Source organism: Streptomyces flaveolus, from assembly GCF_014648815.1.
Classification (GTDB): Bacteria; Actinomycetota; Actinomycetes; order Streptomycetales; family Streptomycetaceae; genus Streptomyces; species Streptomyces flaveolus.
In genome coordinates, this window is the sequence record NZ_BMRV01000004.1 from 61,934 (window position 1) to 85,777 (window position 23,844).

A 23,844-nucleotide genomic window follows, 5' to 3' on the forward strand; every position below is an offset into this window, starting at 1 on the left:
GCCCAGGGACAGCCGAAATGAACTCAAGATCATTCAATCAAGATCATTCCCGGGATAGCCCCGGCCGCTGATCAGCGACCACCCGTCAGCGGCCGCTCAGCCGCCCGCTGAGCCACTGCAGCGTCGCCGGGATCTCGCGCCGCCAGGTATTGAAGTTGTGCCCGCCTCTTTCGAGGATGATCGACGAGATCCGGGTCGGCTTCTTGTCCTTCACCAGCTCTATGAACTTCAGCGTGTCCTTGTAGTTCGTCTCGCCGGACTTGCTGCTGGTGACGAGCAGCGAAGTGGCGGGCGCGGGCTTGTGCTTGACGTACCACCAGAGGTCGGCGCGATTGCGCAGTTCCTTGTCGCCCTGGAAGAGGTCGCCCGTGGTCGGGTCGCTGGGGGCGTCGTAGTACGCGGACAGACCGGCGCCCGCGGCGTAGACGCCGGGGTGGTGCAGGGCGAGCTTCAGCGCGCAGTAACCCCCGGTGGAATTGCCGACGATGCCCCAGCTGCCCGGTTTCCGGCCCACCCGGTAGTGGGCGAGAACGGCCTCGGGGAGGTCCTTGGCGAAGAACGACTCCGTCTGCGGGCCGCCCGGGACGTCCACGCACTCCGTGTCGCGCGGCGGCGCCACCGTGGGCCGCAGCATCACCAGCACCATCGGCTGCATGCGGCCGTCCTTGGCCAGCTCCAGCGCCGTGCGCGGATAGTGGAGCTTGCTCACCAGCGCCTCGGTCGTCCCCGGATAGCCGGTCAGGACGACGGCCGCGGGGAACGTGCGTGTGCGGTACCGCGGCTGGAAGTACTCGGGAGGCAGGTACACCTCGGCGGGCGTCGCGATGTGCGTCGTACGGCCGACGATCCTGACGTGCTGGATCTGGCCGCCGACCGCCGGCCGGGCCCCGCCGGCCTGCTTCACCCGCCCCGCGCCGACCACCTGGAGCGGACCGCCGCCGCCCGCCGAGTGGTCGACCACCACGCCCTGGCCGGTCTCCCGCCCGAACAGGTCGGCCCAGCTCGCGTAGAACCCGAAGGACTGGTTGGCGGCGAGACCGACCGCGGCGAAGACCGCCAGCTGGGTGGCGAACAGCAGGCCCGTCCGTCCTATGACGGCACGCCAGTTCCGCCCGGCCAGGCGTGGCCACAGCCACACCGTGCCGACGAACAGCAGCACGCCGGACACAACCGCCAGCGCCAGCACCTTGTTGCTTGTCAGACCCATGCCTTGCTTCCTGCCTACGCTTCCACGGGGTGTCCGGCCCCCCGTCGGGTTCGCGAGGGGTTGTCCCGTAACTTTCCTCGGCCTTTGTCGTGGCTTTGAGAAGGGGAGTGAACCTCTCTCCCCAAGACACCGTCCTAGAGGGCGCAATGTCGCCGGATGCCCGAAACGGGTCCGGATCCACGGTCTCTCGCAGAACTACGGGTGCGATGTCTGTCAGGACAGATGAGGAAATGTCGGGTGCGGTTCCGGGGGTGGCCGCCCCCAAGGCCGTCGGCCCCACGCGCGCAGGCCGGGTGCTGCGCGGTCCGCGCCCGGAGTCCGTGCCCGTCCTCGTCGGCAGAGCCTGCACGCTGGTCGGCCTGCTGAACGTCGCCGCGGGCGTCTTCCCCCGCTTCCGGCACAGCCGTATGCACGCCCTCGCCGAGGTACTGCCCGGAGCGTTCGGTCCGTTCGCCGCGGCGCTCTCGCTCAGCGCGGGCGTCCTGCTCCTGCTCCTCGCGCACGGGCTCAAGCGCCGCAAGCGCCGGGCCTGGCGGGCCGCCGTCGCCCTGCTGCCGCTGGGCGCCGCCGCGCAGTTCACCTACCGTCATTCCCTCGCCGGGGTGCTCGTCTCCCTCGTGCTGCTCGCTCCGCTGTTGCGCCACCGCGACCAGTTCGCGGCGCTGCCCGACCCGCGCAGCCGCTGGAAGGCGCTCGCCAACTTCGTCCTGATGGGCGCCGGTTCACTCGCCCTGGGGCTGGTCATCGTCAGTGTCCACCCGGACCGCATGATCGGCGACCCGAGCCTGGCCGACCGCATCGCCCACGTGCTGTACGGGCTGTTCGGCTTCGAGGGACCGGTCGACTACCGGGGCAACACCTCCTGGACGGTCGCCTTCTCCCTCGGCGCCCTCGGCCTGCTCACCGCCGTCACCACGATCTACCTGGCCTTCCGCCCCGAACACCCGGCCGCGCGCCTGACGGAGGACGACGAGACCCGCCTGCGCGCCCTGCTGGCCAAGCACGGCAGCCGCGACTCCCTCGGCCACTTCGCGCTGCGCCGCGACAAGGCCGTCGTCTTCTCCCCCAGCGGCAAGGCCGCCGTCACCTACCGCGTCGTCTCCGGCGTGATGCTCGCCAGCGGCGACCCGATCGGCGACGTCGAGGCCTGGCCGGGCGCCATCGAACGGTTCATGGACGAGGCGCGCGCCCACTCCTGGACGCCCGCCGTGATGGGCTGCTCCGAGACCGGCGGCGAGGTGTGGACCCGCGAGACCGGGCTCGACGCCCTCGAACTGGGCGACGAGGCGGTGGTGGACGTAGCGGATTTCTCCCTCGCCGGCCGCGCGATGCGCAACGTGCGTCAGATGGTCAAGCGCATCGAGCGCGCCGGTTACGAGACCCGGGTACGGCGCGTGGCTGACCTCGGCGACGCCGAGCTGGACCGCGTCCGCCGCGCCGCCGACGACTGGCGCGGCACCGACACCGAGCGCGGCTTCTCCATGGCCCTGGGCCGCATCGGCGACCCCGCCGACGGGGACTGCCTGATCGCGACGGCGCACAAGCAGGACGCGGAGCCCGGCGAGTACGGCGACCTCAAGGCGATCCTCCACTTCGTGCCGTGGGGCACCGACGGCGTCTCCCTCGACCTCATGCGCCGCGACCGCTCGGCCGACCCGGGCATGAACGAACTGCTGATCGTGGCCGCACTCCAGGCCGCCCCGAAGCTGGGCATCGCGCGGGTCTCCCTGAACTTCGCCATGTTCCGCGCGGCGCTCGCGCGCGGCGAGAAGATCGGCGCGGGGCCGGTGCTGCGGGCGTGGCGCGGTCTGCTGGTGTTCCTCTCGCGCTGGTTCCAGATCGAGTCCCTGTACAAGTTCAACGCCAAGTTCCAGCCCCGCTGGGAGCCTCGCTTCGTCGTCTACCGCGCCTCCGCCGACCTGCCCCGCATCGGCTTCGCCGCGATGCAGGCGGAGGGCTTCGTGACGCTCACGCCGCCGCTCCCCCGCTTTCTGCGCCGCAGGGCGGCCGTACGACGCCCGTGCGCGCACGGGGAGGCGCGGGCGGCGTGACGCAGGGGGCACCCGGCGCGGGTGCGGGGCGGGTGGCCCGGCGCTGCCGGGGTGCCTCCCAGGCCGTTCAGGCACGGGGAAGGCACGACTTGCCCGCAGCTGAGCGGGACGGCGGTCCGCAGCGCGGCAGGATGGGGCGACGGCGGTCAGCCGCGTACGGCGCGAAGGGGACGTGTCGGGGGGTGTCCGCCCGCAGCGGTTGGCGCGTCCGCGCCGAGTACTTCTGTGGCCGACCGATTCCGCGCCGTTCCGAGGACGGACACCCCCCGGCGCGGCCCCGACCCACAAGACCACGCACCGCGCTACCCGCACCCCCACCGAACCCGCACAGGCCGCCGCAGGCACCCGACACCACCACCGCAGGCACCCGCAGGCACCCCGCACCACCACCGAAGCCACTCACCCACTGGGCCTACGCTGAACACATGAGCAAGCAGACCGGCCGCCGCCACCTGGCGGGACTGACCGCATGGGACCGCTGTGCGGTCATGGGGGTCGTCAACGTGACCCCCGACTCCTTCTCCGACGGCGGTCGCTTCTTCGACACCACGGCCGCCATCAAGCACGGCCTCGACCTCGTCGCCGAGGGCGCCGACCTGGTGGACGTCGGCGGTGAGTCCACCCGCCCCGGCGCCACCCGCGTCGACGAGGACGAGGAACTCCGCCGCGTCGTCCCGGTCGTCCGCGGCCTGGCCTCCGAGGGCGTCACGATCTCCGTCGACACGATGCGCGCCTCGGTCGCCGAGCAGGCCCTCGCCGCCGGCGCCGCCCTCGTCAACGACGTCAGCGGCGGCCTCGCCGACCCCCGGATGATCCCGGTCGTGGCCGACGCGGACGCCCCCTTCGTCGTCATGCACTGGCGCGGCTTCCTGGAGGGCGGCAACGTCCGCGGTACCTACGCCGACGTCGTCACCGAGGTCGTCGACGAGCTGCGGGCCCGCGTGGAGGCCGTCCTGGAGGGCGGCATCGCCGCGGACCGCATCGTCGTCGACCCCGGCCTCGGCTTCTCCAAGGACGCCGAGCACGACCTCGTCCTCCTCGCCCACCTCGACCGCCTGCTCGCCCTCGGCCACCCGCTGCTCGTCGCCGCCTCCCGCAAGCGCTTCCTCGGCCGCGTCCTCGCCGGCCCGCAGGCCTCCCCGCCGCCCGCGCGCGAACGCGACGCCGCCACCGCCGCCGTCTCCGCGCTCGCGGCGCACGCCGGCGCGTGGGCGGTGCGCGTGCACGAGGTGCGCGCGACGGCGGACGCGGTACGGGTCGCTCGCGCGGTGGAAGGAGCACGGACGCCCGAGCCCCAGCCCCGCCCCCAGCCCCAGCCCCAGCCCCAGCCGGAGGCAACGGCGTCGGACAGAGGCGGCCGGGAAGGAGCCCGGTGAACGCCCCTCACGTCGACGTCGAAGAGGTCGAGGCCACCAACACCGCCTTCTACGAGGCCCTCGAACAGGGCGACTTCGAGAAGGTGTCCGAGCTCTGGCTCACCCCGTCCGACCTGGGCATCGACGAGACCTACCACGACCCGGCGGACGCCGGCGTGGTCTCCTGCGTGCACCCCGGCTGGCCGGTCCTCACCGGCCGCGGCGAGGTCCTGCGGTCGTACGCGCTGATCATGGCGAACACCGACTACATCCAGTTCTTCCTCACCGACGTGCACGTCTCCGTCACCGGCGACACCGCCCTGGTGACCTGCACGGAGAACATCCTCAGCGGCGGCCCCGCCCCCGAGGGCGACGACGAGCTCGGACCGCTCGTCGGCCAGCTCGTGGTCGCCACCAACGCCTACCGCCGCACCTCCTCAGGCTGGAAACTCTGGTCGCACCACGCGTCGCCCGTCCTGGCGGAGAGCGACGACGAGGGCGGCGCGGACGCCGGGGACACACCCCCCTGAGCCGCCCGGAGCAAGAAGTGGTTGGAATCACGGACCGCCGGGTATGGGCGGCTACCAACCCGTGATCCACCGGGTCCGCCAGGGCAAACGCACGGTGAAACCTCCGGACGTCCGCCCGGACCCGCACCACCCGTGGCCCGGCCCTGTCAGTGCCCGCGGGTAGATTCGACTGAGGCCGGGGCGCCACCCGCACGTGGTGCGCCCGGCCGTGACCGACGACTGCAGGAGTGATTCGTGTGGATCGTGTCGCGCTGCGCGGCCTGAAGGCCCGCGGGCACCACGGTGTGTTCCCCAAGGAGCGCGAGGAGGGCCAGACCTTCCTCGTGGACATCGTCCTGGGCCTGGACACCCGACCGGCCGCGGCCGACGACGACCTGGCGAAGACCGTGCACTACGGCATCGTGGCCGAGGAGGTCGTGGCCGTCGTCGAGGGCGAGCCCGTCAACCTGGTCGAGACGCTCGCCGAGCGCATCGCCCAGGTCTGCCTGAAGCACGAAGGGGTCGAGGAGGTCGAGGTCTGCGTCCACAAGCCGGACGCGCCGATCACGGTGCCCTTCGACGACGTGACCGTCACCATCATCCGGAGCCGTGTATGACTGTCCCGTTCACCAACGGTCCCAGCGACCCGACCGTCCAGCCGGTGCCCGCGTCCGTCGTCGAGAGGGTGGACGCGGCCGACAGCACGCTGTCCAACCCCAAGCGCGCCGTGATCGCCCTCGGCGCCAACCTCGGAAACCGCCTGGAGACCCTCCAGGGCGCCATCGACGCCCTGGAGGAGACCCCGGGGGTGCGGATCAAAGGCGTCTCGCCGGTCTACGAGACGGAGCCCTGGGGCGTCGAGCCCGGCACCCAGCCGTCGTACTTCAACGCGGTCGTGGTCCTGAAGACCACGCTGCCGCCGTCCTCGCTCCTGGAGCGGGCGCACGCCGTCGAGGAGGCCTTCCACCGCGTCCGGGACGAGCGCTGGGGCCCGCGCACCCTCGACGTCGACATCGTCGCCTACGCCGACGTGGTCTCCGACGACCCGCACCTCACTCTGCCCCACCCGCGCGCCCACCAGCGCGCCTTCGTCCTCGCCCCGTGGCACGACGTGGACCCCGAGGCCGAGCTGCCCGGCCACGGCCCGGTCGCCGGCCTGCTGGACGCGGTGACGCGCGAGGGTGTCGCGCCCCGGGCCGACCTGGAACTTCACCTGCCCGAGTAGTCGTTAAGGTCGAGTCGACCGAAGTCCGTCGCCGGACGCCCACCGTCCGGGCGTGCGGCAGCCGGCGCCTGAGCCGGACGTCCGGGGGAGCGAAGGGGCACCGTGAAAGAGCTGCGCATCAGGATGCTGGCCGGCGTGTTCGTCGTCGCCGGAGTCCTGTCCTGGGCGGGCGCCCGCCTGTGGAACTCGATCGGGACCCTCCCGGGCGTCCCCCTCGCGGCCCCCATCGTGCTCGCGCTGATCGCCGTGGTCCTGCTGGCCACGGCGCTCTCGATCCGCGCCCGCCTGAAGGCCCAGCGCGACCGTGTCCCCGGCGCCAAGGGCGTCGACCCGCTGATGGCGGCCCGCGCGGTCGTCTTCGGCCAGGCCAGTGCCCTGGTGGCCGCCCTGGTCGCCGGGATGTACGGCGGCACGGGCGTCTTCCTCCTGGAGTACCTCGACATTCCCGCCCGCCGCGACCAGGCCATCTACGCCGGCTTCTCGGTCCTCGGCGGCATCGGCGTCATAGCGGCCGCCGTGTTCCTCGAGCGGGTCTGCAAGCTCCCGGAGGACGACGACGACCACTCGGGCGCGGCCCCCACCACCTGAGACCCGGCACGGCCCCGGGCGGACTCAGCGCGCCATGATCAGGCTCATCGCCTCGTTGCGGGTGGCGGAGTCGCGCAGCTGGCCGCGCACGGCCGAGGTGATGGTCTTCGCGCCGGGCTTGCGGATGCCGCGCATCGACATGCACATGTGCTCGCACTCGATGACGACGATCACGCCGCGCGGTTCCAGCATCTCCATCAGGGAGTCCGCGATCTGCGTGGTGAGACGTTCCTGCACCTGCGGTCGGCGGGCGTAGACGTCCACCAGGCGGGCGAGCTTGGACAGGCCGGTGATCTTCCCGCTGGTGGACGGGATGTACCCGACGTGAGCGACACCCCGGAACGGGACCAGGTGGTGCTCGCAGGTCGAGTACACCTCGATGTCCTTCACCAGGACCATCTCGTCGTGGCCGAGGTCGAACGTCGTGGTCAGCACGTCCTCCGGCCGCTGCCACAGCCCCGCGAATATCTCCTTGTACGCCCGCGCCACGCGCCCCGGCGTCTCCCGCAGACCCTCGCGGTCCGGGTCCTCGCCGACCGCGATCAGCAGTTCGCGTACGGCGTTCTCGGCCCGCTTCTCGTCGAACTCGCCGATCGGGCCCTGGCCGTCCAGCGTCACGGGGTCGGTCATCTGGTGCCTCGTTCCTGTCTTCTCACGTGCCAGCACACGAAAATGCCGCGCCCCCCAAGGCTAGAACCTGGGGGGCGCGGCATGCATTCCGGGCCTGGTGGGCCCGCGGGGAGGGCCAGGATCAGCTCTCCGGGCGGTCCTCCGGGGCTCGTTCCGGTGCCGGGGCGGGCTCCACCGTGGTGCTCTTGGCGGTGGAGATCGCCGCCGTCGCACCGTTCGCTCCGTTCGTCAGCGCGAGCTCCTTGGGGGAGAGCACCGGCGGACGGGTCGAGGGGGTGCGGCGGGAGGAGCCGGTCCAGGCGGGCCGGGGCGGACGCCTGACGATCGGGGCGAAGATCTCGGCGATCTCCTCCTTGCCGAGCGTCTCCTTCTCCAGCAGGGCGAGGACGAGGTTGTCGAGGACGTCGCGGTTCTCGACCAGGATCTCCCAGGCCTCGTTGTGCGCCGTCTCGATCAGCTTCTTGACCTCTTCGTCGACCAGCGCGGCGACCTCTTCCGAGTAGTCGCGCTGGTGCGCCATCTCACGGCCGAGGAAGGGCTCGGTGTTGTCGCCACCGAACTTGATCGCGCCGAGACGCTCGGTCATGCCGTACTGCGTGACCATCGCGCGGGCCACGCTGGTGGCCTTCTCGATGTCGTTGGCGGCACCCGTCGTCGGGTCGTGGAAGACCAGTTCCTCGGCCGCGCGGCCGCCCAGCATGTAGGCGAGCTGGTCGAGCATCTCGTTGCGCGTGGTCGAGTACTTGTCCTCGTCCGGGAGCACCATCGTGTAACCGAGGGCACGGCCGCGGGAGAGGATCGTGATCTTGTGGACCGGGTCGGAGTTCGGCGAGGCCGCCGCGACCAGGGCGTGACCGCCCTCGTGGTACGCGGTGATCTTCTTCTCCTTGTCCGACATGATCCGGGTCCGCTTCTGCGGGCCCGCGACCACACGGTCGATCGCCTCGTCCAGCATGTGGTTGTCGATCAGCTTCTGGTCGCTGCGGGCCGTCAGCAGGGCGGCCTCGTTCAGCACGTTGGCCAGATCGGCACCGGTCATGCCGGGCGTACGGCGGGCGACGGCCGACAGGTCGACGTCCGGGGCGACCGGCTTGCCCTTCTGGTGGACCTTGAGGATCTCCAGACGGCCCTGCATGTCCGGCCGGTCGACCGCGATCTGCCGGTCGAAGCGGCCCGGGCGAAGCAGCGCCGGGTCGAGGATGTCGGGCCGGTTCGTCGCGGCGATGAGGATCACGCCGCCCTTGACGTCGAAGCCGTCCATCTCGACGAGCAGCTGGTTCAGCGTCTGCTCGCGCTCGTCGTGACCGCCGCCCAGGCCGGCGCCGCGGTGGCGGCCGACCGCGTCGATCTCGTCGACGAAGACGATGGCCGGGGCGTTCGCCTTGGCCTGCTCGAACAGGTCACGCACTCGGGAGGCACCGACACCGACGAACATCTCGACGAAGTCGGAACCGGAGATCGAGTAGAACGGCACGCCCGCCTCGCCCGCGACGGCACGCGCGAGCAGGGTCTTGCCGGTACCGGGCGGGCCGTACAGCAGCACACCCTTGGGAATCTTGGCGCCGACGGCCTGGAACTTCGCCGGCTCCTGGAGGAACTCCTTGATCTCGTGGAGCTCCTCGACGGCCTCGTCCGACCCGGCGACGTCGGAGAACGTCGTCTTCGGGGTGTCCTTGGTGATGAGCTTCGCCTTGGACTTGCCGAAGTTCATGACCCGGGAGCCGCCGCCCTGCATCTGATTCATCAGGAACAGGAAGACGACCACGATCAGGACGAACGGCAGCAGGGACAGCAGGATGCCGACGAACGCGTTCTGCTTGGACGGCGACACGGTGTAGCCGTCGGGGATCTGCTTGTCCTGGTACTTGTTCTGCAGGGTGCCGGCGATGGTCACACCCTGGTCGCCGATGTAGCTCGCCTGGATCTTCGAGCTGCCCTTGATCTTCTCGCCATCCTTGAGCTGGACCTTGATGGTCTGCTCGTCACCGGTGGTGAGCTTGGCCGACTCGACCTTGTTGTCGTTGATCGCCTGGACGACCTGGCCGGTGTCCACCGTCTTGTAGCCGCCGGACGAGCCGACGACCTGCATCAACACGACCACGGCAAGGACGGCCAGCACGATCCACATGACCGGCCCACGGAAGTATCGCTTCACGTCCATCCACACGGAGCGGTGCCGCCCCGTCCCTCCTGCCATAGTGAGTTTGATAAGACAGTTCTTCTGACGGTACCCCAGCCTGGTGGCCCGAAGCCGCACAGGACGGTCGACGTTCCCGTCTGCATGCTCCAACGGCGCGGGGGCCGCCGGGGTTCCCGGTCCGCGCTACGGGGCTGTGCTAGCCACCGTAGACGTGGGGCGCGAGCGTACCGACGAACGGCAGGTTCCGGTACTTCTCGGCGTAATCGAGCCCGTAGCCGACGACGAACTCGTTGGGGATGTCGAAACCGACCCACTCCACGTCGATGGCCACCTTGGCGGCGTCGGGCTTGCGCAGCAGCGTGCACACCTTGAGGGAGGCGGGCTCGCGCGAGCCGAGGTTGGAGATCAGCCAGGACAGGGTCAGGCCGGAGTCGATGATGTCCTCGACGATCAGGACGTGCTTGCCCTTGATGTCGGTGTCGAGGTCCTTGAGGATCCGCACCACCCCGGAGGACTGGGTGCCCGCGCCGTACGAGGACACCGCCATCCAGTCCATGGTGACGGGGGTGGACAGCGACCGGGCGAGGTCGGCCATGACCATCACGGCGCCCTTGAGCACCCCGACGATGAGCAGGTCCTCGCCCTCGTACTCCGCGTCGATCTTCGCGGCCAGCTCGGCCAGCTTCGCGTCGATCTCTTCCTTGGTGATGAGTACCTTCTCGAGGTCGGCACCCATGTCGTTCGCGTCCACCCGCATCACTTTCGGTCGTCCCACCGGCCATTCCGGATCACCCTGGTGACCGCGGTCGGGTCGGTGGGAGGGTCCGGATTCAGCCTTGCCGAATCACCAGTCTGCCACCCTGCCGCTGGGCGACGACTTTGCCGGGGAGGTTGATGGCTCCCTGACCGCGCCAGCCGGTGATCAGCCGGTCGACTTCCTCGATGTGGCGGGCGAACAGCGCACCAGCCGGGGCGCCCGCGTCGATGGCGGCGCGACGCAGGATCCTGCGGCGTACGGCGGGCGGCAGGGCGTAGAGCTTGGCGCACTCCAATACGCCGGTGGCGTCGCGGACACCGGCCTCGGCCTGGCGGGCCCAGGTGTCGAGGGCGTCGGCGTCGTCCCGGGAGAGCTGGGCCGTACGGGCGAGGGCCTCGACGACACCCTTGCCGAGGGCCTTCTCGAGGGCGGGCAGACCTTCGTGGCGCAGCCGGGAACGGGTGTACGCCGGGTCGGCGTTGTGCGGGTCGTCCCAGACGGGCAGGGACTGGACCATGCAGGCCTTGCGGGCGGTCTGCCGGTCGACCTGGAGGAAGGGGCGCCGGTAACGGCCGCCGGCCCCCGAGACCGCGGCCATGCCCGACAGGGAGCGGATGCCGGAGCCGCGGGCGAGGCCCAGCAGGACGGTCTCGGCCTGGTCGTCGCGGGTGTGGCCGAGCAAGACGGCGGCGGCCCCGTGCCGGGCGGCGGCGGCGTCCAGGGCGGCGTAGCGTGCGTCGCGGGCGGCCGCCTCGGGGCCGCCGGCGCGGCCGACGGTCACGGCGGTCGCCTCGACGGGGTCGAGGCCGAGTTCGCGCAGGCGCAGGACGACTTCTTCGGCGCGCAGGTCGGAGCCGTTCTGCAGACCGTGGTCGACGGTGACGCCGCCGGCGCGGATGCCGAGCCGGGGGGCCTCGAAGGCGAGGGCGGAGGCGAGCGCCATCGAGTCGGCGCCGCCGGAGCACGCCACGAGCACGAGCGGCGACGGCGGACGCTCGGGCGCGCGCTCGGCGGCCGTCCCGGCGGGGACGGCGGCGGTGGTGTTCAGTTCGGTGAGGATGTCGTGGAGGACGCGGCGGACCGCCAGGCGTATCGCCGCGACCGCAGGATGGGGACCCATGTCCGGTGCCCTTCATGAAGTTTTTTCGGGGGGTGAGCCCGAGGTTCGGTCACGCAGAGTGCCTAGATGGTGACAGAAACGGGCCGTTCCCCGAGCATCGCACGCCAGTCGAGGGCTCACGGTCCCTCGGACGGGTGATTGAAGGGGCGTTTGCCTGCCGTCGGCCGGATTCGTTCACGACCCGTCCGCGGGGCTCACGACTCCGGCTTGCGGTGCACCCGCGCGATCCAGTCCGCCGGTTTGGCGATCTCCGACTTGGTGGGGAGGGTGTTGGGCGAGGTCCACACGCGGTTGAAGCCGTCGACGCCGCACTCGTCGACGACGGCCCGCACGAAGCGTTCACCGTCGCGGTACTGGCGGAGCTTGGCGTCCAGGCCGAGCAGCTTGCGCAGGGCCAGGTCGAGGCGGGAGGCGCCCTTGGCGCGGCGCTGCTGGAACTTCTCGCGGATCTCCCCGACGCTCGGCACGACCGAGGGGCCGACTCCGTCCATCACGAAGTCGGCGTGACCCTCCAGCAGGGACATCACGGCGGTGAGACGGCCGAGGACCTCCCGCTGGGCGGGGGTCTGCACCAGCTCGACGAGCGACCGGCCGCCGTCGTCCTCCTCGCCCTCGGGGCGTCCCCCGGCGAGCGTCTGGGCGGCCTCGCGGACGCGCTCCAGCACGGTCATGGGGTCGACGTCGGTCTCCGCGAGGAACGACTGGATTTCGCCCTCGAGGTGGTCGCGCAGCCAGGGCACGGCGGTGAACTGCGTGCGGTGCGTCTCCTCGTGCAGGCACACCCACAGGCGGAAGTCATGGGGTTCCACGTCGAGTTCGCGCTCGACGTGGACGATGTTCGGCGCGACGAGCAGCAGTCGGCCGCCGCCGTTCGCACCGGCGGGGAGCTCGCGGGTGGCCGGGGCAAAGGTCTCGTACTGGCCGAGGACGCGGGAGGACAGGAACGACAGCAGCATGCCCAGCTCCACGCCGGTGACCTTGCCGCCGACGGCACCGAGGACGGCGCTGCCGGGTGAACTGCCCCGGCGTTCCTCCATCTTGTCCAGCAGGGGCTTGAGGATCTCCCGGAAGCCGGCGACGTTCGCCCGGACCCAGCCGGGGCGGTCGACGACGAGGACGGGGGTGTCGTGGACCTCGTCGGTGGCCATACGAGTGAAGCCCCGGACGTGTTCCTCCGAGGCTTTGGCGTGGCGGCGAAGCTCCGCGACGACGGCCCGGGCCTCGTCGCGGCTCACCTCGGGGCCCGGCCGTACGAGCCGGGTCGCGGTCGCCACCGCGAGATTCCAGTCGACCATGCCGGAAGATGCGCCGATGCTCGTCATTCCTCAACGGTACGTGAGCGCCGCCGCTGGGGGCAGGCTGTGTGGGGCGGTGGGGTGCCGCCCTACGGCACCAAGGCGGTCGCCGCTCTGTCCAGGGCCGTCTGGGCTGCCTGCGGATTCGTCGTGTCCTGAGCCAGGAAGGCGAAGGCCAGGAGGCGGCCGTCGGGGGTGGCCACGGTGCCCGCGAGGGTGTTCACGCCGGTCAGGGTGCCGGTCTTGGCGCGGACGAGGCCGGCGGCGCCGTCCGTGTAGCGGCCGCTGAGCGTGCCGGTGAAGCCGGCGACGGGGAGACCGGTGAGGACCGGGCGGAGTTCGGGCCGGGCGGGATCGGCCGCCTCGGCGAGCAGGGCCGTCAGGAGGTCGGCGGTGAGCCGGTCGGTGCGGTCCAGACCGCTGCCGTCGTGGAACACCGCGCCCCGCACGGGCAGACCGAGCTGCTTCAGCCGGGCGGTGACGGCGGCGGAGACACCGCCGAAGTCGGCGCGCTGCCCGGTCGCCACGGCCGTGTGGCGGGCCAGCGCCTCGGCGAGGTCGTTGTCGCTGTTGGTCAGCATCCGCTCGACCAGGGCGGACAGCGGAGGCGAGGAGACGGTGGCGAGGGTGGTGGCGCGGGCCGTGGCCTTGGACGGGCCCGGGGCCGACGTCTTGATGCCGTGCCCGCCCAGGAAGCCCGCGAAGGCGCGGGCCGCGTCCGCCGCCGGGTCCGCCGCGCGGGGGGCCGGGCCGCTGGTGGAGTCGTCCGTGCGGGCCTCGTCGGCCATCAGGGCGGTGACGGGGGCGAGGTTCTCGTTGACCCCGATCGGGTGCATTTCCGTACCGGCGTAGAGCGTCGTGTCGTACGACAGCGTCACCTCGCGCACGCCCCGCTTCTTCAGGGCGGCGGCGGTCTGCTCGGCGAGGGTGCGCAGGCTCGCCTGACCGCCGGCCCGCGCGCGGGCGGTGAGGGTGGGGTCGCCGCCGCCGACCAGGACGAGTTCGCCCGTGTCGGACTCCAGGGCGGTGCGGGTGGTGAGGCGGTGGTCGGGGCCGAGGGCGCTGAGGGCGGCGACCGCGGTGGCGATCTTGGTGGTGGAGGCGGGCGTCAGCGCGGTGCCGGCGCCGACGCCGTACAGCCGCTTGCCGGTGGTGAGGTCGACGACCGCCGCCGCGCGCCGGGTGCCGAGTGCCGGGTCGTCGAGGAGGGGCCCGAGGGCGTCGGCGAGGGCCTCACCGCGCGGTGCCGCCTTGACGCCGCCGGGGGCGGTGCCGGAGGTGCCGGCGAGCGCGGTCAGGACGGACGCGGCGCTGGGTGCGGGCCGGGGCGTCCCGGAGGCCGCGCCGGGCCCGGCGGAGCCGTGATCTGCGCCACCCGTGCGTTCCAGGGCGACTGCCCGGTCCCGCTCGGCCGTACGCTGACCCGTGGAGTCCCAGGGGCCGGCGGCGGTCACCACACCGGCGGCCAGTGCCAGCCCGGCGGTGGCGGCACCGGCGGTGTACTGCCAGGTCTTCGGCCCGCGGGTGAGCTGCGGCGTCGTGGCCCGCGCGAGCAGCGTCAGACGCGGCCGGGCGGCCCGGGCGGCGCGTGCGAGACGCGGTCGTACGGCACCCGCGGCCCGCACCACGTGCGGTCTCGCGGCCCGCCAAGGCCTCAGCTCTGGCACTACCACCAGCCCCTTTCGCGATCACACACCTGCGTGAGGGACACTTAACCACCAGAACTATGTGCTGATCATGGAGGAGCGTCCGGTGGAGTTCGACGTCACGATCGAGATCCCGAAGGGTTCGCGGAACAAGTACGAGGTGGACCACGAGACCGGTCGTATCCGCCTGGACCGCCGCCTGTTCACCTCGACCGCCTACCCGACCGACTACGGCTTCGTCGAGAACACCCTCGGCGAGGACGGCGACCCGCTGGACGCGCTGGTCATCCTGGACGAGCCGACCTTCCCGGGCTGCCTCATCCGCTGCCGCGCGATCGGCATGTTCCGCATGACCGACGAGGCCGGCGGCGACGACAAGCTGCTGTGCGTGCCGTCGACGGACCCGCGTGTGGAGCACCTGCGTGACATCCACCACGTGTCGGAGTTCGACCGCCTGGAGATCCAGCACTTCTTCGAGGTCTACAAGGACCTGGAGCCCGGCAAGTCCGTCGAGGGCGCCGACTGGGTGGGCCGCACCGACGCCGAGGCCGAGATCGAGCGGTCCTACAAGCGCTTCAAGGACCAGGGCGGCCACTGAGCAGGAGCCCCTCCCGTAACGGGCCGCACGCGAGACGCGTGCGGCCCGTCGACGTTTGGGTGCGCATACTGAGGGTTACAGGAGGGTGTGTCGTACCCAGGGAGCACAACGCAAGTGACGGAGGCGGAGGACCGCAAGCCGCAGTCGGACGAGGCGCACAGCGCCTTCCGGCAGCCGCAAGGGGTCGCGGCGTCGGGCGACGGCGAGTCGTCGACGACGTCCGAGTTCGAGATCCCGCAGGGGCTGGCCGTCTCTCGGGCCGCCGGCTCGGAGTCCGAGACGACCTCGGAGTTCGCGCTGCCGGAAGGGCTGGACGTGCCCCCGGCACCGCCTGCCGAATCGGAGGGGTCGGCGTTCAGCACGCCGAGCACCTACAGCGCGTGGACCGCGCCGGCCGCCTTCACCCCGGCGAGCGGCGTCCCGCTGGTGAGCCTGACCAAGGACGTGCCCTGGCAGGACCGGATGCGCGCGATGCTGCGCATGCCGGTGGCCGAGCGCCCCGCGCCGGAGACACCGCAGCGGCACGACGACGACACCGGCCCCGCCGTGCCGCGCGTGCTCGACCTGACGCTGCGTATCGGGGAGCTGTTGCTGGCGGGCGGTGAGGGCGCCGAGGACGTGGAAGCGGCGATGTTCGCGGTCTGCCGTTCCTACGGCCTGGACCGCTGCGAGCCGAACGTCACCTTCACGCTGCTGTCGATCTCCCACCAGCCGTCGCTGGTCGAGGACCCGGTGACGGCGTCCCGCACGGTGCGCCGCCGGGGCACCGACTACACGCGGCTCGCGGCCGTGTTCCATCTGGTGGACGACCTCAGCGACCCGGACACGCAGACCTCCCTGGAGGAGGCCTACCGGCGTCTCGCGGAGATCCGCCGCAACCGGCACCCGTACCCGACCTGGGTCCTGACCGTGGCGAGCGGATCGCTGGCCGGCGCGGCCTCGCTGCTGGTCGGCGGTGACGTGATCGTGTTCTTCGCGGCGCTGTTCGGCGCGATGCTCGGCGACCGGCTGGCCTGGCTGTGCGCGGGGCGCGGGCTGCCGGAGTTCTACCAGTTCGCGGTGGCCGCGATGCCGCCGGCCGCGATCGGCATCGCGCTGACGCTGACACATGTCGACGTGAAGGCGTCCGCGGTGATCACCGGTGGTCTGTTCGCCCTGCTGCCGGGACGGGCACTGGTCGCGGGCGTGCAGGACGGTCTGACCGGCTTCTACATCACGGCCGCCGCGCGCCTGCTGGAGGTCATGTACTTCTTCGTCAGCATCGTCGCCGGGGTGCTGGTGGTGCTGTACTTCGGCGTCCAGCTGGGCGCGGAGCTCAATCCGGACGCCGCGCTGGGCACGGGCGACCAGCCGGTCGTGCAGATCTTCGCGTCGATGCTGCTGTCGCTGGCCTTCGCGATCCTGCTCCAGCAGGAACGGTCCACCGTGCTGGCGGTGACCCTGAACGGCGGCGTCGCCTGGTGCGTGTACGGCGCCATGCACTACACCGGCGGCATCTCGCCGGTGGCCTCCACGGCCGCGGCGGCGGGGCTGGTGGGCCTGTTCGGGCAGCTGATGTCCCGGTACCGGTTCGCGTCGGCGCTGCCGTACACCACCGCCGCGATCGGGCCGCTGCTGCCCGGTTCGGCGACCTACTTCGGGCTGCTGGCGATCGCGCAGAGCGAGGTGGACGCGGGGCTGCTGTCGCTGTCGAAGGCGGTGGCACTCGCCATGGCCATCGCCATCGGGGTGAACCTCGGTGGGGAGATCTCGCGGCTGTTCCTGAAGGTGCCGGGGGCGGCGAGTGCCGCCGGCAGGCGGGCGGCCAAGCGGACGCGCGGTTTCTGACGCCGGGCGCCTACAGGCCGGGGGCTGCGGGTTCGTGGGCGGCCCCGGCCCCGTGTGCGCTGGTCGCGCCCACGCGGCGGAGCCGCACATCGATACAGTCCCGCGCCCCTTCGGGCGCTTCAGTGGCCCTGGTTGTACGGGTACTGGCCGCCCTGCTGGTCGCCGTAGGGCTGCTGGCCGTAGTTCTGCGGGTACTGCTGTGCGTACGGCTGCTGCTGGTTGCCGTAGCCCTGGTTTCCGTAGTTCTGGTTGCCGTAGCCCTGGTCGTACTGCGGCTGCTGCGGCTGCTGCGGCTGCTGCGGCTGCTCGTACTGGTCCACGCGGCGGAGCTGGGTCGTCGCGTCGTCCATGACCGGGTACTGCGGCCGCTGGGGCTGCTGCTGGGCCGCCGGAGGCACCGGCTCGCTCGCCGCGGCGCGCTTCTTCTTTCCGCGCTCGCGCAGGAACTCGATGCCGATCGGGACCACCGAGACCAGGACGATCAGGACGAGGATCGCCTCGACGTTGGTGCGGATGAACTCGATCTGGCCGAGCCAGTAGCCCGCGAGGGTGACGCCCGTGCCCCAGGCCACACCGCCGATGACGTTGTACGTGAGGAACGTGCGGTACTTCATGCGGCCGGCGCCCGCCACGATGGGGGCGAAGGTGCGCACGATCGGCACGAAGCGGGCCAGGACGATCGCCTTGGGGCCGTACTTCTCCATGAACTCGTGGGCCTTCTCCAGGTTCTCCTGTTTGAAGAGCTTGGAGTTGGGCCGGTTGAAGAGCTTGGGGCCGAAGAACTTGCCGATCATGTAGCCCACTTGGTCGCCGAGGACGGCGGCGGCCACGATCAGGGTGCACACCAGCCACAGCGGCTGGCTGATGTACTGCCCCTGGGCGACGAACAGGCCCGCCGTGAACAGCAGCGAGTCGCCGGGCAGGAACGCGAAGAGACCGGACTCGGCGAAGACGATCAGCAGGATGCCGGCCAGGCTGAAGGTCTCGATCAGGTAGTCCGGGCTCAGCCACTCGGGGCCGAGCGCAAGCGTGGTCACGGGATTGTGGCTCCTGCACTGGGGGGCGGGCGGGGGCTTGGCTGCCCCAACGTATCAACGCGGCCGTCGGGGTCCAGGTTCCACGGACGTCCCAGGGGTGCGCTGCGCGCCCGGCCGGGGAACCCTGTGAACCATGGGCATTGAAGAATACGGCGGCGGACAGGGCCCTCAGCCCGACGTACTCGTCGTGACCACGAACGACCTGCCCGGCCACCGTGTGCAGGAGGTGCTCGGGGAGGTCTTCGGACTGACCGTACGCTCCCGGCACCTGGGGAGCCAGATCGGCGCCGGGCTGAAATCGCTGGTCGGCGGTGAGCTGCGCGGACTCACCAAGACCCTCGTCGAGACCCGCAACCAGGCCATGGAGCGGCTCGTGGAGCAGGCACGCGCGCGGGGTGCCAACGCGGTGCTGTCGTTTCGCTTCGACGTGACCGAGGCGGCGGACGTGGGCACCGAGGTGTGTGCGTACGGGACGGCGGTGGTCGTGGCCCGGGAGTGATCCGGGCCACGACGCTCAGGAGGTGTGCCGGACGGCGTTGGCGAGGATCGCGTCGCGCATGTAGGCGGCGAGGCCCGGCTTGGCCGCGTCGATGTTTCGCGTGAAACGTTCGTCCGATACGTACATCTCGCCCAGGCAGGTGTGCATCTCGTACCCGCAGTCGTAATGGTTGCGGGCGATCCCCTGCCGGTGGTCCTCGGCGGCGTCCATGGCCGCCTCGGAGTCGGCGGGCTCACCGGCGTCCATCAGGGCGACGAAGCGCCGGGCGAGCTCGTCGGCCTCGTCCTGGATGCGCTGCCAGTCCTCCTTGGTGTACGAGGCGGCCTTCTGCTGCGACTGGCGGTAGGCGTCGGTGTCGCCCCAGCGTTCCTGGACCTCCTCCTGGTACTGGTCGGGATCGAAGTCGCCGAAGACCTCGAACTTCTCCTCGGGCGTGAGGTTGATGCCCATGCTGCGTGCCTCCATGGCGTGCTCCACGGCCGCCGCCATCTTCTGCAGCTTCTCGATCCGGGCGGTCAGCAGCTCGTGCTGGCGGCGCAGGTGCGCACGGGGGTCCGCTTCCGGGTCGTCGAGCAGGGCGGCGACCTCGTCGAGCGGGAAGCCCAGCTCGCGGTAGAACAGGATCTGCTGCAGCCGGTCGAGGTCGGCGTCGCTGTAACGCCGGTGGCCCGCGTGGCTGCGCTCGCTCGGGGCGAGCAGGCCGATGTCGTCGTAGTGGTGCAGGGTGCGCACCGTCACTCCGGCGAAGCCGGCCACCTGTCCCACGGAGTAGCTCACTTCCGCTCCCTTCTGTGACGCCGTCCACGCTGCCTCCTCACGTCACGTGAGGTGCAAGCCCGGATGCGTGGCGCACGGACCGGACCTACCGTCGGACGCATGCCACTGCACCACGGGCACCACCCGCACCGCGAGGACGCCGACCTCCGCCGACTCTCCGCGAACCCGTTCCACGGTGCGGCGAATCCGGCCAGTGGCATGACCGAGGCACCGCCCACGCACCGCCTGCCGGACTCTCCCCTGCCGCCGTCGACCGCCTACGAGCTGGTCCACGACGAGCTGATGCTGGACGGCAACGCCCGGCTGAACCTGGCCACCTTCGTCACCACCTGGATGGAGCCGCAGGCCGGGGTGCTGATGAGCGAGTGCCGGGACAAGAACATGATCGACAAGGACGAGTATCCGCGCACCGCCGAGCTGGAGCGGCGCTGCGTGGCGATGCTCGCCGACCTGTGGCACGCGCCCGACCCGTCGGCGGTCGTGGGCTGCTCGACGACGGGTTCGAGCGAGGCGTGCATGCTGGCCGGGATGGCGCTGAAGCGGCGGTGGGCGCTGCGGAACGCCGACCGGTATCCGGGGGCGCGGCCCAATCTGGTGATGGGCGTGAACGTCCAGGTGTGCTGGGAGAAGTTCTGCAACTTCTGGGAGGTGGAGGCCCGGCAGGTGCCCATGGAGGGCGACCGCTTCCACCTCGACCCGCAGGCCGCCGCGGAGCTGTGCGACGAGAACACCATCGGCGTCGTCGGCATCCTCGGCTCCACCTTCGACGGGTCCTACGAGCCGGTCGCCGACCTGTGCTCGGCCCTGGACGCCCTCCAGGAGCGGACCGGCCTCGACATCCCCGTGCACGTCGACGGGGCCTCCGGGGCCATGGTCGCGCCCTTCCTGGACGAGGACCTGGTGTGGGACTTCCGGCTGCCGAGGGTCGCCTCGATCAACACGTCGGGGCACAAGTACGGGCTCGTGTACCCGGGCGTCGGCTGGGCGCTGTGGCGGGACGCGGCCGCTCTGCCCGAGGAGCTGGTGTTCCGGGTCAACTACCTGGGCGGCGACATGCCGACCTTCGCGCTGAACTTCTCCCGCCCGGGGGCGCAGGTGGTCGCGCAGTACTACACCTTCCTGCGGCTGGGCCGCGAGGGTTACCGGGCCGTGCAGCAGGCGGCGCGGGACGTGGCCCGGGGACTGGCGGAGCGGGTGGAGGCGCTCGGCGACTTCCGGCTGCTGACGCGGGGCGACCAGCTGCCCGTGTTCGCGTTCACCACGGCGGACGACGTGAGCGCGTACGACGTCTTCGACGTGTCCCGCCGGCTGCGCGAGGGCGGCTGGCTGGTGCCCGCGTACACCTTCCCGCCGCACCGCGAGGACCTCTCCGTGCTGCGGGTGGTGTGCCGCAACGGTTTCTCCGCCGACATGGCGGACCTGCTCCTTCAGGACCTGGAGCGGCTGCTGCCTGAGCTGCGCCGGCAGCCGCACCCCCTGACGCACGACAAGGGCGCGGCGACCGGCTTCCATCACTAGGCCCGGTCTACCGGCTCAGGCGCGCGAACCTGCGGACCGCGAGCGAGAAGAACACGGCGAGCAGGACCAGCGGCCAGACGACGGCCGCCCAGAGGTGTCCGGGCTCGCCGCCGGGGCTGCCGAACAGGTCGCGTACGGCCGTGGCGGTCTGGGACATCGGGTTCCACTGGACGACCGTGCCCAGCCAACCGGGCATGGACTCCGGTGTGGCGAAGGCGTTGGAGAGGAAGCCGACCGGCCAGACCAGGATCTGCACCGCCTGCACGAATTCCGGCTTCCCCGCCACCAGGGCCAGGAAGATGCCGGTCCACAGCATCGCGAACCGGAAGAGCAGGAGCAGGCCCACCGCGGCCAGGAACGCGCCGGGGCCGCCGTGGGAGCGCCAGCCGAGCGCGTACCCGACCGCGATCATCACCGCGAGTCCCGCGGCCGACTGCAGCATGTCGGCGGCCGCACGTCCCACCAGCACCGCACCGTTGGCCATCGGCAGCGAGCGGAAGCGGTCGATGACGCCCTTCTCGAGGTCCCTGGTGACGGCGATCATGGTGCCCTCCAGGCCGAAGGCCATGGTGAGCGCCAGCATCCCGGGGACCAGGTAGTCGACGTAGTCGCCGCTCACGCCCCGGCCGCCGCCGACCAGGTACCCGAACATCAGCAGCAGCATGACGGGGAAGACCAGGTTGACGACGACCGTGACGGGCTGCCGTGCCCAGCGGGCCAGCTCGCGGCGGGTCATGGTCCAGGAGTCGGTCAGGGCATCGGTGGTCACACGGCCTCCTCGGTGCGGTCGGTCAGGTGCAGGAACACCTCGTCCAGGGTCGGCCGCCGCAGGGCCACGTCCTCGGCCTCGACCCCGGCCTCCCGCAGCGCCCGTACGACGCCGGAGAGCGCTGCCATGCGGTCGGTGACCGGCGCGCTGAGCAACCGGCGGTCGGGGTCGACGCGGACGCCGGTGAGCGGCAGCAGGCAGGCCGCGGCGGCCAGTTGGCCGGCGTCGCGCAGGACGACGTCGATGCGGTCGCCGCCGGTGGCGGCCTTCAGTTCGTCCGCCGTGCCGTCGGCGACGACCCGGCCGGCGTCCACCACGGAGATGCGGTGGGCGAGCTGATCGGCCTCCTCCAGGTACTGGGTGGTGAGCAGGACCGTCGTACCGCCGCCGACCAGGGAGCGGACCGAGTCCCACACCTCGGCGCGGCCCCGCGGGTCGAGCCCGGTGGTCGGTTCGTCGAGGAAGAGCACCTCCGGCTCGGTGATCAGAGACGCCGCGAGGTCCAGGCGGCGCCGCATGCCGCCGCTGTAGGCGCTGACCGGCTTGCGTCCGGTGTCGGTGAGACCGAAGCGCTCCAGCAGTTCACCGGCACGCGCGCGTGCCCGCCGGGCGCCGAGGTGGTGCAGGCGGCCGAACATCTCCAGGTTCTGCCGGCCGCCGAGTTCCTCGTCGAGCGCCGCGTGCTGGCCGAGCAGGCCGATGCGCAGCCGTACGGCGTACGCCTCGGTGACGACGTCGTGGCCGGCCACCTCGATCCGGCCCGCGTCCGGCCGCAGCAGGGTGGACAGGATGCGGACCAGGGTGGTCTTGCCCGCGCCGTTGGGCCCGAGGACCCCGTGCACCGTGCCGCGCGTGACCGACAGGTCGAGCCCGTCCAGCGCGTTCTTGCCGCCGTACCTCTTGCGTGCCCCTTCGACGGTGATCGCCGCGTCGGCCACTGAGCCTCCCTATTAGTCAAACTTGACTACCGACTCGCGAAGGTATCCCCACCCAGGCGTTTGGTCAAACTTGATCAGTGGGCATCCCGGGGGTGCCGCTCCCCCGTCGCGTACGGGTTCTCCTCGCCCTCCGCCAGGATGCCGACGAACGGCTCGCCCTCCCCGGCGAAGGTGTACGCGCCCTCGCGGATGCGCTCCACCAGCGCGCGGGTCCACTCGGCGCCCGTGTCGGCGGAGTGCACCCAGAGGTTCATGATCTCGCCGATGTGACCGAGCTGTCCGGGGCCGTCCTCGGGCGTGTAGTACGTGGTGACGGACTCGCGCCACTCCCCGATGGCCCGGATCCGCTCCTCCAGGAGGGCCAGCACCTCCTCGCGGCCGAGGTCGACCATGAAGCCGAGTCCGGCGGAGAGCACGTCCGGTTTCTGGTCGTAGGCGGTGAGGGACTCCCGCAGCAGGGCGAAGTACTCCTCGGTGCCCTTCTCGGTGATCTCGTACTCGGTGCGCGGCGGGCCGCCCGCGGTCGACGGGGCGACCTCGTGGGCGTGCAGCAGTCCCTGCTTGGCCATCTGCTTGAGCGCGTGGTAGATCGATCCGGGCTTGGCGTTGGACCACTCGTGCGCGCCCCAGTACTCCAGGTCGTTGCGCACCTGGTAGCCATGGGCCCGCCCGTGCTGACGCACCGCGCCGAGCACGAGGAGACGGATCACTGACATGCGGTCCAGGTTAGGCGGGAGCGCCCTGTTCCTTCGCCACCAGGTCCCAGGCGGAGGCGCCGTCCAGCGACTCCCGGATGATGTCGGCGTGCCCCGCGTGCCGGGCGGTCTCACGGATCAGGTGCAGGCACAGCCAGCGCATCGAGACCCGCTCGTCCGGCGGGAACCAGGGAGCGTCCGGCAGCGGAAAGGTGTCGTCGAGGCTGGGCACGTCGCGGAGGAACGCCTCGGTCTCCGCGGCGACCTTCCCGTAGTACGCGAGCTGCGAGGCGACGGTCTCGTCGCCGGTCAGCCGGAAGCACTCGTGCCAGTTCGACTCGTCCCGTCTGACGGCCGGCGGCTCCTGCCGCGCGCGGGCGATCCAGCCCTGCTCCGTCTCGGCGACGTGCTTCAGCAGACCCGCCAGAGACAGCTCACTGGCGCTGGGACGGCTGTTCGCCTGCTCCTCGGTCAGGCCCAGCACCGAGCGGCGGATGCCGCCGCGCTGCTCGGCGAGGAAGGACAGCAGCGCCCCGCGCTCGTCGCCCTGCGCTTCGGCTCGCACGTGCGTGACCATGACCGGCCGCCTTTCGTCGCTGTCGGGGGCTTTCCCGGTACCGACGAAGCTACGGGCCCTTGCGGTCAGCCTCTGTCCGCAAGGGC

Annotated in this window: 23 protein-coding genes; 10 read left to right on the plus strand and 13 right to left on the minus strand. The window is 71.4% G+C overall.

The annotated features are described in order from the left end of the window. Positions 1-85 precede the first annotated feature (85 nt). Entirely contained in the window at positions 86-1,207 is a 1,122-nt protein-coding gene (locus IEZ05_RS11200) for an alpha/beta hydrolase (RefSeq protein WP_189229913.1), read from the minus strand. A 230-nt stretch (positions 1,208-1,437) separates the two neighbouring features. Here IEZ05_RS11200 and IEZ05_RS11205 point away from each other — a divergent pair, with 230 nt between their 5' ends. From IEZ05_RS11205 to IEZ05_RS11230, 6 genes are all read left to right on the plus strand, one after another. Beyond that, the gene (locus IEZ05_RS11205) at positions 1,438-3,258 is read left to right on the plus strand and encodes a phosphatidylglycerol lysyltransferase domain-containing protein (RefSeq protein ID WP_189229914.1); all 1,821 of its coding nucleotides are present in this window, start codon (positions 1,438-1,440) and stop codon (positions 3,256-3,258) included. A 425-nt stretch (positions 3,259-3,683) separates the two neighbouring features. Further along, positions 3,684-4,634 carry a dihydropteroate synthase gene (gene folP, locus IEZ05_RS11210; protein ID WP_229869678.1) on the plus strand — a complete coding sequence of 317 codons (951 nt, stop codon included), beginning with the start codon at positions 3,684-3,686 and terminating at the stop codon, positions 4,632-4,634. Further along, a complete protein-coding gene (locus tag IEZ05_RS11215; protein WP_189229915.1) occupies positions 4,631-5,143 on the plus strand; it encodes a nuclear transport factor 2 family protein in 513 nt (170 codons plus the stop codon). Before folP ends, IEZ05_RS11215 begins: the two co-directional genes overlap by 4 nt. 236 nt (positions 5,144-5,379) lie before the next feature. Next, positions 5,380-5,739, plus strand: a complete 360-nt coding sequence (gene folB, locus IEZ05_RS11220; protein WP_189229916.1) for a dihydroneopterin aldolase — start codon at positions 5,380-5,382, stop codon at positions 5,737-5,739. Beyond that, the gene (gene folK / locus IEZ05_RS11225) at positions 5,736-6,347 is read left to right on the plus strand and encodes a 2-amino-4-hydroxy-6-hydroxymethyldihydropteridine diphosphokinase (protein WP_189229917.1); all 612 of its coding nucleotides are present in this window, start codon (positions 5,736-5,738) and stop codon (positions 6,345-6,347) included. Before folB ends, folK begins: the two co-directional genes overlap by 4 nt. Before the next feature lie 102 nt (positions 6,348-6,449). Next, positions 6,450-6,935, plus strand: a complete 486-nt coding sequence (locus IEZ05_RS11230; RefSeq protein WP_189229918.1) for a DUF3180 domain-containing protein — start codon at positions 6,450-6,452, stop codon at positions 6,933-6,935. Between the two features lie 24 nt (positions 6,936-6,959). On the opposite strand, the gene folE is transcribed toward IEZ05_RS11230, so the two are convergent. The 6 genes from folE to dacB all read right to left on the minus strand — a co-directional run bounded on the left by folE (position 6,960) and on the right by dacB (position 14,550). Further along, positions 6,960-7,565, minus strand: coding sequence for a GTP cyclohydrolase I FolE (gene folE, locus IEZ05_RS11235; protein ID WP_189229919.1), 606 nt, complete (start codon positions 7,563-7,565; stop codon positions 6,960-6,962). 121 nt (positions 7,566-7,686) lie between these two features. Then, complete coding sequence (gene ftsH / locus IEZ05_RS11240) at positions 7,687-9,726, minus strand: ATP-dependent zinc metalloprotease FtsH (protein WP_189230327.1); 2,040 nt, start codon at positions 9,724-9,726, stop codon at positions 7,687-7,689. Between the two features lie 175 nt (positions 9,727-9,901). After that, positions 9,902-10,462 carry a hypoxanthine phosphoribosyltransferase gene (gene hpt / locus IEZ05_RS11245; protein WP_189230328.1) on the minus strand — a complete coding sequence of 187 codons (561 nt, stop codon included), beginning with the start codon at positions 10,460-10,462 and terminating at the stop codon, positions 9,902-9,904. 73 nt (positions 10,463-10,535) lie between these two features. Next, positions 10,536-11,582: a tRNA lysidine(34) synthetase TilS gene (tilS, locus tag IEZ05_RS11250; RefSeq protein ID WP_189229920.1), complete on the minus strand. Its 1,047-nt coding sequence runs from the start codon at positions 11,580-11,582 to the stop codon at positions 10,536-10,538. A gap of 194 nt (positions 11,583-11,776) precedes the next feature. Next, positions 11,777-12,904 (minus strand): zinc-dependent metalloprotease, encoded by a 1,128-nt coding sequence (locus IEZ05_RS11255; protein ID WP_189229921.1) that lies wholly within the window; start codon positions 12,902-12,904, stop codon positions 11,777-11,779. 62 nt (positions 12,905-12,966) lie between these two features. Beyond that, entirely contained in the window at positions 12,967-14,550 is a 1,584-nt protein-coding gene (dacB, locus tag IEZ05_RS11260; RefSeq protein WP_229869679.1) for a D-alanyl-D-alanine carboxypeptidase/D-alanyl-D-alanine endopeptidase, read from the minus strand. 79 nt (positions 14,551-14,629) lie between these two features. Between dacB and IEZ05_RS11265 the strand changes: the two genes are divergently transcribed. Together IEZ05_RS11265 and IEZ05_RS11270 are read left to right on the plus strand one after the other, a co-directional pair. Then, entirely contained in the window at positions 14,630-15,121 is a 492-nt protein-coding gene (locus tag IEZ05_RS11265; protein WP_007452023.1) for an inorganic diphosphatase, read from the plus strand. 114 nt (positions 15,122-15,235) lie between these two features. Continuing rightward, positions 15,236-16,948, plus strand: a complete 1,713-nt coding sequence (locus IEZ05_RS11270) for a threonine/serine exporter family protein (RefSeq protein ID WP_189229922.1) — start codon at positions 15,236-15,238, stop codon at positions 16,946-16,948. A gap of 119 nt (positions 16,949-17,067) precedes the next feature. Here the strand turns inward: IEZ05_RS11270 and IEZ05_RS11275 are convergent, their stop codons facing one another. After that, the gene (locus IEZ05_RS11275) at positions 17,068-17,985 is read right to left on the minus strand and encodes a DedA family protein (protein WP_189229923.1); all 918 of its coding nucleotides are present in this window, start codon (positions 17,983-17,985) and stop codon (positions 17,068-17,070) included. 133 nt (positions 17,986-18,118) lie between these two features. Here IEZ05_RS11275 and IEZ05_RS11280 point away from each other — a divergent pair, with 133 nt between their 5' ends. Then, positions 18,119-18,484, plus strand: a complete 366-nt coding sequence (locus tag IEZ05_RS11280; RefSeq protein WP_003975421.1) for a YbjQ family protein — start codon at positions 18,119-18,121, stop codon at positions 18,482-18,484. Positions 18,485-18,499: 15 nt separating this feature from the next. Here IEZ05_RS11280 and IEZ05_RS11285 read toward each other — a convergent pair whose 3' ends face one another. Next, positions 18,500-19,261 carry a MerR family transcriptional regulator gene (locus tag IEZ05_RS11285; protein WP_189229924.1) on the minus strand — a complete coding sequence of 254 codons (762 nt, stop codon included), beginning with the start codon at positions 19,259-19,261 and terminating at the stop codon, positions 18,500-18,502. 99 nt (positions 19,262-19,360) lie between these two features. Here IEZ05_RS11285 and IEZ05_RS11290 point away from each other — a divergent pair, with 99 nt between their 5' ends. Continuing rightward, positions 19,361-20,779, plus strand: coding sequence for a glutamate decarboxylase (locus IEZ05_RS11290; protein WP_189229925.1), 1,419 nt, complete (start codon positions 19,361-19,363; stop codon positions 20,777-20,779). A gap of 7 nt (positions 20,780-20,786) precedes the next feature. Here IEZ05_RS11290 and IEZ05_RS11295 read toward each other — a convergent pair whose 3' ends face one another. The 4 genes from IEZ05_RS11295 to IEZ05_RS11310 form a co-directional block, all read right to left on the minus strand. Further along, positions 20,787-21,548, minus strand: a complete 762-nt coding sequence (locus IEZ05_RS11295; RefSeq protein ID WP_229869680.1) for an ABC transporter permease — start codon at positions 21,546-21,548, stop codon at positions 20,787-20,789. Continuing rightward, positions 21,545-22,486 carry an ATP-binding cassette domain-containing protein gene (locus IEZ05_RS11300; RefSeq protein WP_189229926.1) on the minus strand — a complete coding sequence of 314 codons (942 nt, stop codon included), beginning with the start codon at positions 22,484-22,486 and terminating at the stop codon, positions 21,545-21,547. The genes IEZ05_RS11295 and IEZ05_RS11300 overlap by 4 nt, the downstream gene beginning before the upstream one ends. Positions 22,487-22,560: 74 nt before the next feature. Beyond that, positions 22,561-23,202 carry a PadR family transcriptional regulator gene (locus IEZ05_RS11305; RefSeq protein ID WP_189229927.1) on the minus strand — a complete coding sequence of 214 codons (642 nt, stop codon included), beginning with the start codon at positions 23,200-23,202 and terminating at the stop codon, positions 22,561-22,563. A gap of 10 nt (positions 23,203-23,212) precedes the next feature. After that, the gene (locus IEZ05_RS11310; protein ID WP_189229928.1) at positions 23,213-23,758 is read right to left on the minus strand and encodes a DinB family protein; all 546 of its coding nucleotides are present in this window, start codon (positions 23,756-23,758) and stop codon (positions 23,213-23,215) included. Positions 23,759-23,844: the final 86 nt, after the last annotated feature.

What these genes read in the sequence shown, in the direction of transcription:
- IEZ05_RS11310 (WP_189229928.1), bottom strand. Translation starts at nt 23,758, where the DNA reads ATGGTCACGCACGTGCGAGCCGAAGCGCAGGGCGACGAGCGCGGGGCG.
- IEZ05_RS11200 (WP_189229913.1), bottom strand. Translation starts at nt 1,207, where the DNA reads ATGGGTCTGACAAGCAACAAGGTGCTGGCGCTGGCGGTTGTGTCCGGC.
- folP (WP_229869678.1), top strand. Translation starts at nt 3,684, where the DNA reads ATGAGCAAGCAGACCGGCCGCCGCCACCTGGCGGGACTGACCGCATGG.
- IEZ05_RS11305 (WP_189229927.1), bottom strand. Translation starts at nt 23,202, where the DNA reads ATGTCAGTGATCCGTCTCCTCGTGCTCGGCGCGGTGCGTCAGCACGGG.
- IEZ05_RS11280 (WP_003975421.1), top strand. Translation starts at nt 18,119, where the DNA reads ATGGGCATTGAAGAATACGGCGGCGGACAGGGCCCTCAGCCCGACGTA.
- IEZ05_RS11255 (WP_189229921.1), bottom strand. Translation starts at nt 12,904, where the DNA reads ATGACGAGCATCGGCGCATCTTCCGGCATGGTCGACTGGAATCTCGCG.
- IEZ05_RS11290 (WP_189229925.1), top strand. Translation starts at nt 19,361, where the DNA reads ATGCCACTGCACCACGGGCACCACCCGCACCGCGAGGACGCCGACCTC.
- ftsH (WP_189230327.1), bottom strand. Translation starts at nt 9,726, where the DNA reads ATGGACGTGAAGCGATACTTCCGTGGGCCGGTCATGTGGATCGTGCTG.
- tilS (WP_189229920.1), bottom strand. Translation starts at nt 11,582, where the DNA reads ATGGGTCCCCATCCTGCGGTCGCGGCGATACGCCTGGCGGTCCGCCGC.
- hpt (WP_189230328.1), bottom strand. Translation starts at nt 10,462, where the DNA reads ATGCGGGTGGACGCGAACGACATGGGTGCCGACCTCGAGAAGGTACTC.
- folK (WP_189229917.1), top strand. Translation starts at nt 5,736, where the DNA reads ATGACTGTCCCGTTCACCAACGGTCCCAGCGACCCGACCGTCCAGCCG.
- IEZ05_RS11205 (WP_189229914.1), top strand. Translation starts at nt 1,438, where the DNA reads ATGTCGGGTGCGGTTCCGGGGGTGGCCGCCCCCAAGGCCGTCGGCCCC.
- folE (WP_189229919.1), bottom strand. Translation starts at nt 7,565, where the DNA reads ATGACCGACCCCGTGACGCTGGACGGCCAGGGCCCGATCGGCGAGTTC.